The organism is Tetzosporium hominis (genome assembly GCF_002265435.1).
Taxonomy (GTDB): domain Bacteria; phylum Bacillota; class Bacilli; order Bacillales_A; family Planococcaceae; genus Chryseomicrobium; species Chryseomicrobium hominis.
Window position 1 is genome coordinate 1 of sequence record NZ_NOKQ01000244.1, and the last position, 6,940, is coordinate 6,940.

Annotated in this window: 5 protein-coding genes and 1 pseudogene; all 6 read right to left on the reverse strand. The window is 43.1% G+C overall.

Annotation, left to right across the window (positions count from 1 at the left end; genetic code table 11):
* Positions 1-76: 76 nt before the first annotated feature.
* Positions 77-445: pseudogene (locus tag CF394_RS11475) on the reverse strand (sugar transferase); the annotation flags it as partial.
* On the reverse strand, positions 445-1,557 hold the full coding sequence (locus tag CF394_RS11480) for a DegT/DnrJ/EryC1/StrS family aminotransferase (protein ID WP_094943800.1): 1,113 nt from the start codon (positions 1,555-1,557) through the stop codon (positions 445-447). The gene CF394_RS11480 and the pseudogene CF394_RS11475, both read right to left, overlap by 1 nt.
* Positions 1,558-1,696: 139 nt before the next feature.
* Positions 1,697-3,553: a polysaccharide biosynthesis protein gene (locus tag CF394_RS11485; RefSeq protein WP_094943802.1), complete on the reverse strand. Its 1,857-nt coding sequence runs from the start codon at positions 3,551-3,553 to the stop codon at positions 1,697-1,699.
* A 200-nt stretch (positions 3,554-3,753) separates the two neighbouring features.
* Complete coding sequence (locus CF394_RS11490; protein ID WP_094943804.1) at positions 3,754-4,527, reverse strand: tyrosine-protein phosphatase; 774 nt, start codon at positions 4,525-4,527, stop codon at positions 3,754-3,756.
* Between the two features lie 587 nt (positions 4,528-5,114).
* Positions 5,115-5,825 carry a CpsD/CapB family tyrosine-protein kinase gene (locus tag CF394_RS11495; protein WP_094943805.1) on the reverse strand — a complete coding sequence of 237 codons (711 nt, stop codon included), beginning with the start codon at positions 5,823-5,825 and terminating at the stop codon, positions 5,115-5,117.
* 2 nt (positions 5,826-5,827) lie between these two features.
* On the reverse strand, positions 5,828-6,556 hold the full coding sequence (locus CF394_RS11500) for a YveK family protein (RefSeq protein ID WP_094943807.1): 729 nt from the start codon (positions 6,554-6,556) through the stop codon (positions 5,828-5,830).
* Positions 6,557-6,940 lie beyond the last annotated feature (384 nt).

Consider the following 6,940-nt stretch of genomic DNA (forward strand, 5'->3'; position numbering starts at 1 on the left):
GGAATCCGACAGTACTTCCAGCTGTCCGGACTAACTGGAAATTCTATCGGAAAGAGCTCTTACTACTAATATACGAGAGAGGAAGATACTGAACAAGTAATGGACGTGGACCAATCACCGACATATCTCCTTTAATGATATTCAGGAGTCCTGGGAGTTCATCTAAAGAAGTAGATCTCAGCAATTTTCCAAACTTCGTTAAACGAATGTCATCTGGAAGAAGAGTACCATTCGAATCCTTTTCATCCGTCATCGTCCGAAACTTATACATATAGAAAATCCCCTCATTCAACCCAGGACGCGCCTGTTTGAATAGTATGGGACTTCCAAGTTTAGTGCGGACTAAGATAGCGACAGTAACCATGATAGGAGATAACACAACTAGAGCTGCTCCTGATAACACTATATCCATTGGACGTTTAAAAAATCGCTGGTAAATCTTCATTACTCCCACAACCCTCTAATCAAACTAACTACTCTCTCTAAATCTGCTTCTGTCATCTTAGTATCACTCGGTAAACAAACGCCAGTTACAAACAACTTCTCCGCAACATCAGTGCCTACAAAATCAAACTTCTCAAAGAATGGCTGTAGGTGCATCGGTTTCCACACAGGACGAGATTCAATATTCTCTTCGGCTAATCGGTCCATCAATTGAGTTGGTGTAACATTGCCATCCAGTGTGATAGCGCTCAACCAAAAGTTCGGTTCATTCCAGTCATTCTCTGGCATGAATGAAATCCTGTTTAAATCACTTAAATACTCTTTATAATAAGAATAAATCTCACGTTTCTTCTCTACACGTTTACTTAAAACTTTCAATTGACCTCGCCCAATTCCAGCAACAACATTACTCATGCGATAATTGAAGCCAAGTTCACTGTGTTGATAATGACGAGCTTGATCACGGCTTTGTGTAGCCCAGAAGCGACTTTTCTCAATCATTTCTTTATTAGAAGAAACTAGCATTCCACCACCTGACGTCGTGATGATCTTGTTTCCGTTAAAAGAATAAATTCCGAAGTCTCCAAAAGTCCCTGTCATCTTGCCTTTGTATGTAGTTCCCAGACTTTCCGCAGCATCTTCAATCAGAGCGACATCATGCTTTTCACATAAAGCTTTAATTGCATCAATATCAGCGGATAGTCCATATAAATGTACAACTAAAACTGCCTTGACTTCCGGATATTTCTTAAATGCTTTTTCTAAAGCGACCGGGCACATATTCCATGTCTTTTCATCGCTATCGATGAATACAGGAGTCGCATCTTGATAGATGATTGGATTCGCTGTTGCGGAGAATGTAAGAGACTGACAGAATACGATATCTCCCTTGCCAACTCCAACCGCTTTTAAAGCTAAATGGATAGCTGCTGTACCTGAAGACAGTGCTGCAGCGTGCTCGATACCAACTAAGTCTGCGAGTTCATTCTCGAAACCATCTACATTCGTGCCAAGTGGAGCAATCCAGTTAGTGTCAAATGCTTCTTTAACGTACTGTTGTTCAAATCCTTCATCACTCATGTGTGGTGAAGATAGAAAAATTTTCTCTGCCATGTCCAGTTTCTCTACCCTTCATAAAGAAACGCACACCGGTCCACAACATCCCCCGGGTGCATTTCAGTAGTTTCTTCTATTATATACACCTAGTGTACAACACTCTTTCATGATAAAGAGTTTAGTTTTCGTAAATTCTTTATTTCCCAACAGCGAGTTCGACTTCGGTTTTCTTCCGCTCCATCAAACTCCCCACATTCTTCCGATTCGCAAGCCCCACAAGAACCGCCTTGATCTGCCCCTCATCCATAGTCGGCAACTTCTCAAGTACATACGCAAGCTCACTCGCAATAATCGGAGTCGCACGCCCAATATGAATCTTAGGAAATACAAATCCTTGCTGAATCTCCGCAGGATCTAGAAGCTCTTCAAACAACTTCTCTCCAGGACGTTTCCCAGAGAACCTGATTCCAATCTCTTCAACCGAATACCCAGACAGCTGAATCACATTCTTCGCAAGATCTACAATCTTCACTGGCTCACCCATATCCAGCACGAACACTTCGCCACCCTTAGCGAGCGTTCCTGCTTGAATCACCAACCGTGAAGCTTCTGGAATCGTCATGAAGTATCGTGTCATCTCCGGATCCGTAACCGTGACGGGTCCACCAGCAGCAATCTGCTTCTTAAATAGTGGCACAACTGAGCCTCGTGAACCCAACACGTTCCCAAATCGTACAGCCGCAAAATTCGTCTTACTCGATTTCGCCAAATTCTGCACGATCATCTCAGCGAAGCGCTTCGTCGCGCCCATCACGTTCGGTGGGTTGACCGCCTTATCTGTTGAAACTAGAACAAAGTGCCCTACTCCGAAAGTATCCGCAGCTTCTGCCACATTCTTTGTTCCGTAAATATTGTTCTTCACCGCTTCAAAAGGATTCGCTTCCATCAGTGGAACATGTTTATGAGCCGCCGCATGGTAAATCACATCTGGCTTGTATTCATTCACGATGTCAAAGATCCGCTCGCGGTCTTGAACATCTGCGATAATTGGAACAATTTCTGTACCTTCGGGAACCTTTTCGCGTAATTCCATGTCTATTAAGTAAATCGAATTTTCACCGTGCCCTAAAAGCAACAGCTTCGACGGATTGAAACGCAACACTTGGCGGCAAATCTCAGAACCAATCGAACCACCAGCTCCTGTTACCATGATGGTCTTGTTCGTAATCTTCTCAGAAATTGCATCGAGATCTAGCTCAATCTCTTCTCGACCAAGTAGTTCTTCAATTTTCACGTCTTTGATATCGCTGACCGAAACTTTCCCTGTAAGCAAGTCTTCAATCAGCGGCATCGCTTGTACTTTCACTCCGGTCTCAACAGCACGCTGTTTCAGAACTGTTGAAGTCGTCTTATCTAAAGACGGAATGGCAATGATAATATGCTCGACTCGCAAATTATGTACATGCTCCTTGAGTAACGTCGTATCTGTTAAAACGGGCATCCCTAAAATTTCAAGTCCTGCGCGGTTCTTGTTGTCATCGATGAACGCGACCGGATACAATGGTGAATCTGAGCTTCTTAGTAACTGACGGGCTACCATCGTCCCAGCAGAACCGGCTCCGATGATCATTGTGCGTTTCTTATTGATCACTTGCCTTGGTGACAACACATGATCACGAGTCACACGCCATGAAAGACGAGAGCCTCCGATCAAGATGATGTGCAACATCCACGTAATGATCAACGCTCGCATCATGACGTTCCCTGTAAAGACGAGCTGCATAGCAGCAACCACCATAATCGACAATGTGACAGCTAATGCAATCGACATCAGTTCACGGACGGATGCATATTCCCAGACTTTCTTATACAGTCCGAAATATAGAGCAAACGCATGGTGCGCGAAAAAAATCGACAGCGAGCTGACAAGTAAATAACTCTCAGCGAACGGATTGTCCACTGGATATAAGAAAAAGTACCCGATATAAATCGAGAATAAGACAATAAATGAGTCCACAATAATAAGCGCAGACATGCGTCTTTTTAAGGACAACCTGATGTCCTCCCTTCCAAATACTAGCTAAAAGAAGTATAACATTTTCCAGTTATCTAAGGAATGTGGTATTTCCATTCTGGTAATTCATGATTTTAATGCACTAAAGTCAATGCGACCATTCGGTCAATTTTTCCTGCCCGCATGAAAAAAAACGCAAGTTTCGACAAATGTCGAATATTACGTTTTTGTTTCAAATATTACTTTTTGGATAAAAAACGAATTTTATCTTTTATAAACGAGACTTTTCGTTCAATTATCAATAAATTTTTATTTTCCAAAATTCTTTCGTTGTTCTCTAAGAAATACTCAACTATATCTTGTCGATTTTTACTTTCCAGATACGAAAGTCCTTTATCAAATGAAAACGCTCTCACTTTTTTATCATGCACATCGGACCCGTAGCAGTGAATCAGTCCCTCATCAATCATCTTCAAACTGATCTTCTGAATCTCTTTTCCGAACTCTCCAGATACACTTCCCGCCGTCACTTGAGCGAACGCTCCAGCTTCCACCAGCTCACGAAGCTTCTTTGTATTGTTCGCAAATACTTTGTTGCGCTCCGGGTGCGCAATGATAGGTCGGTATCCTGCACGCACTAGCTGACGCAAGATTTCTTTAGTAAAGAGAGGAACACTCCCCGAAGGAAATTCCACTAGCACATAAGTGGAATTATGCAGGGGCATCACTTCTTTATTGCGTAGTTGCTCGACAAGGTCTTCTGTGATTCGGATTTCGTGCCCTAAATAGAGCTGTATCCCAAGACGCTCTGCGTCGGCTTCTTGTTGTAGTTCTTTAAGTTTGTCTTGAACCTCTGTTTTATCTGCATGGAAGCTTGGATGCAATGCATGTGAAGTCGAGATGATCTGCTCGATGCCTTCTTTTGCTGCGAGACGGATTAACTCCATTGCTTCTTGTTTAGTGGACGGGCCGTCATCAACGCCCCAGATGATATGGGAATGGATATCGATCATGGTATTCCCCCTGCCTTTCTTTCTCTCTATCTTTTATCTGTACATGTTTTATCATATCATACAGATTTAGGTAGATGATAGGACTTTTTTCAGTGTTTATTCGACATATTCTTATAAATAGTCCAGAAGATTTGAAAATGTTCCCTTATGTGGTTCTTTAGCTCGTAAGAGCTTCTTATAATTTATGTCCTTTTGCTCGCAATAGCTGAAATTTCAAATAGCTTTATGTTCGAATCGAGCCTGACTTGGGGCTGTTTCCAAAAGGGCCGCGCCGAATCTTCCCAATCGCTTCACGGGTGAAGCGATACGGGTGATATCCGGCATCAACCTGATCCTTCAGGAAACAGCCCCAAGATCTACGGCACGCTTCTTCACCTTTATTAGATTGCAACTTTTATTGAAAAGTGTGAAGGAAAAGATACGCGTTCCGTGGCTTCAGAGTGGTTTGAAGAACCCGCAGCGGAGGCCAAAGCGCAAGCTTTGGTATGCCGCGAGGATTCTGATGGCCACTCCCACAGATAAGCGTGTCTTTTCCGAGCATTTTTCTTCCCTATCAAAAAAAGACCCCAAACTGAGGTCTTTGAAACTTACTTATCCGTCGCACCATAATATTGGTAGTAATAGTAATGGTCTTTTTCCATCTTGAACTTGTTCATGATCACACCTAAGATGTGAGCTTGCGATGTATCAAGAAGCTCTTTTGCACGGCGGACACTGTCTTTCTGCGTAGTGCCTGCAAGTACAACTAGAACCGTCCCGTCACACTTGTTGGCTAGGATCTGCGCATCTGTTACAGAAAGAAGTGGTGGTGCATCAAAGATCACAAGGTCATACTCACGAGACATCTCTTCTATCATGTTGTCGAACTGAGGCGAAGCTAAAAGCTCTGCAGGGTTCGGTGGTACCGGGCCACTTGTGACAAATGATAAGTTAGGTTGTGTCTCCGAGACATGGACCGCTTCGCTCCACACAGCTTGTTTCGTCAAAACATTCGACAGACCAACCGTGTTTTCTTTATGCATCGTTAAGTGCAGTGTCGGCTTCCGCATATCCGCATCAATAAATAGAACTTTCTTGCCTTCTTGAGCGAACAAGTGAGCTAAGTTTGCCGATACTGTCGATTTGCCTTCTGCTTGCACGGAAGACGTAAATACAAGCGTATTTAATTCTCCTGCAGGCACGGAGAAGTTGATGTTCGTACGTGCTGTACGGAACTGCTCTGAAATAATAGACTTCGGGCTACGTTCCACGACGACCTGTCTGGACTGCTCGACAATAAACTTTGGTTTCTTCGCCATGGTTACACCTTCTTCCTACGGGATTTCATTGCAGTTGGATCGACTTCTACTTCAGGAATTGGACTAATCAAACCTAAGATAGGTAAATCCAAAATCTCTTCGATGTCTTGCTCCGTCTTCATTGTCGTATCTAAGTACTCAAGTAAGAATGCGATACCAACACCTAGCATCAAGCCTACAACAGCGGCGATAGCCATGTTGAGCTCTGGGTTCGGTTTGATTGGAGATGGGTCTTCGTTATGTACTGCTGGTGACAAGATGTTGACGTTGTTGACATTCATCAAGTCGACAATCTCTTCTTGGAACACCGCTGCTGTCGTGTTGGCGATATCGACTGCACGGAAGTGCTCTGTGTCTTGCACAGTCAAATTGATGACTTGTGAATCCTGTGCACTGTTCACGGTTATGTTATTGGTAAGAGCCGCTGGTGTCGTGTCGAGGTCTAAACGTTCGATTACAATCGACAAGATGGCCGGACTCTTCATGATGACGTTGTATGTATTGATCAATTGGAGATTGGTTTGAATGTCCTGGGAAGTGTATTGTGGGACTTCCATCGTAGATTCATTTTTATTGACTAATATTTGCGTGTCAGCTTGGTATACAGGGGTCATAAAGAAATAACTGATGATGCCGGCCGCCGCAATGCCGAGGACCATGAGCGAAAGAATCATCCAGATGCGTTTCTTTAAGACCTGGAACAACTCTTGTAGGCTGATTGTTTCTTCCATGGGTTGACGAGTCTCCTTTGGTGTTGGTTTTCTACTCGTATAAGTATAGCATAGGGGTGTAAAAGATTAACAGATTTTTAAGTAGAAAGGGGAATGAATTTTTATACTGATTTTGTAGCATTTCACCTGACTAGCCTTTCCCCTCCAAAATCCACAAGGATTTTACGAAGTGTGTTGAGAGTTCTTTTTCTCTCCTAAATCCGCAAGGATTTAACAGGGTATGCTGAGAGCGTTTGGAAAAGACACGTCAGATATAGTTGATATCTCATTTCACCTGAGAAACCTTTTTCCAAGGGGAGAACCTCGAAGTCTCCCTCTAGAAAAGTTGATGTATCAACGTTTGAATTGCTCTTACGAGCTTTTTAATATTTTTTACCTTGATTA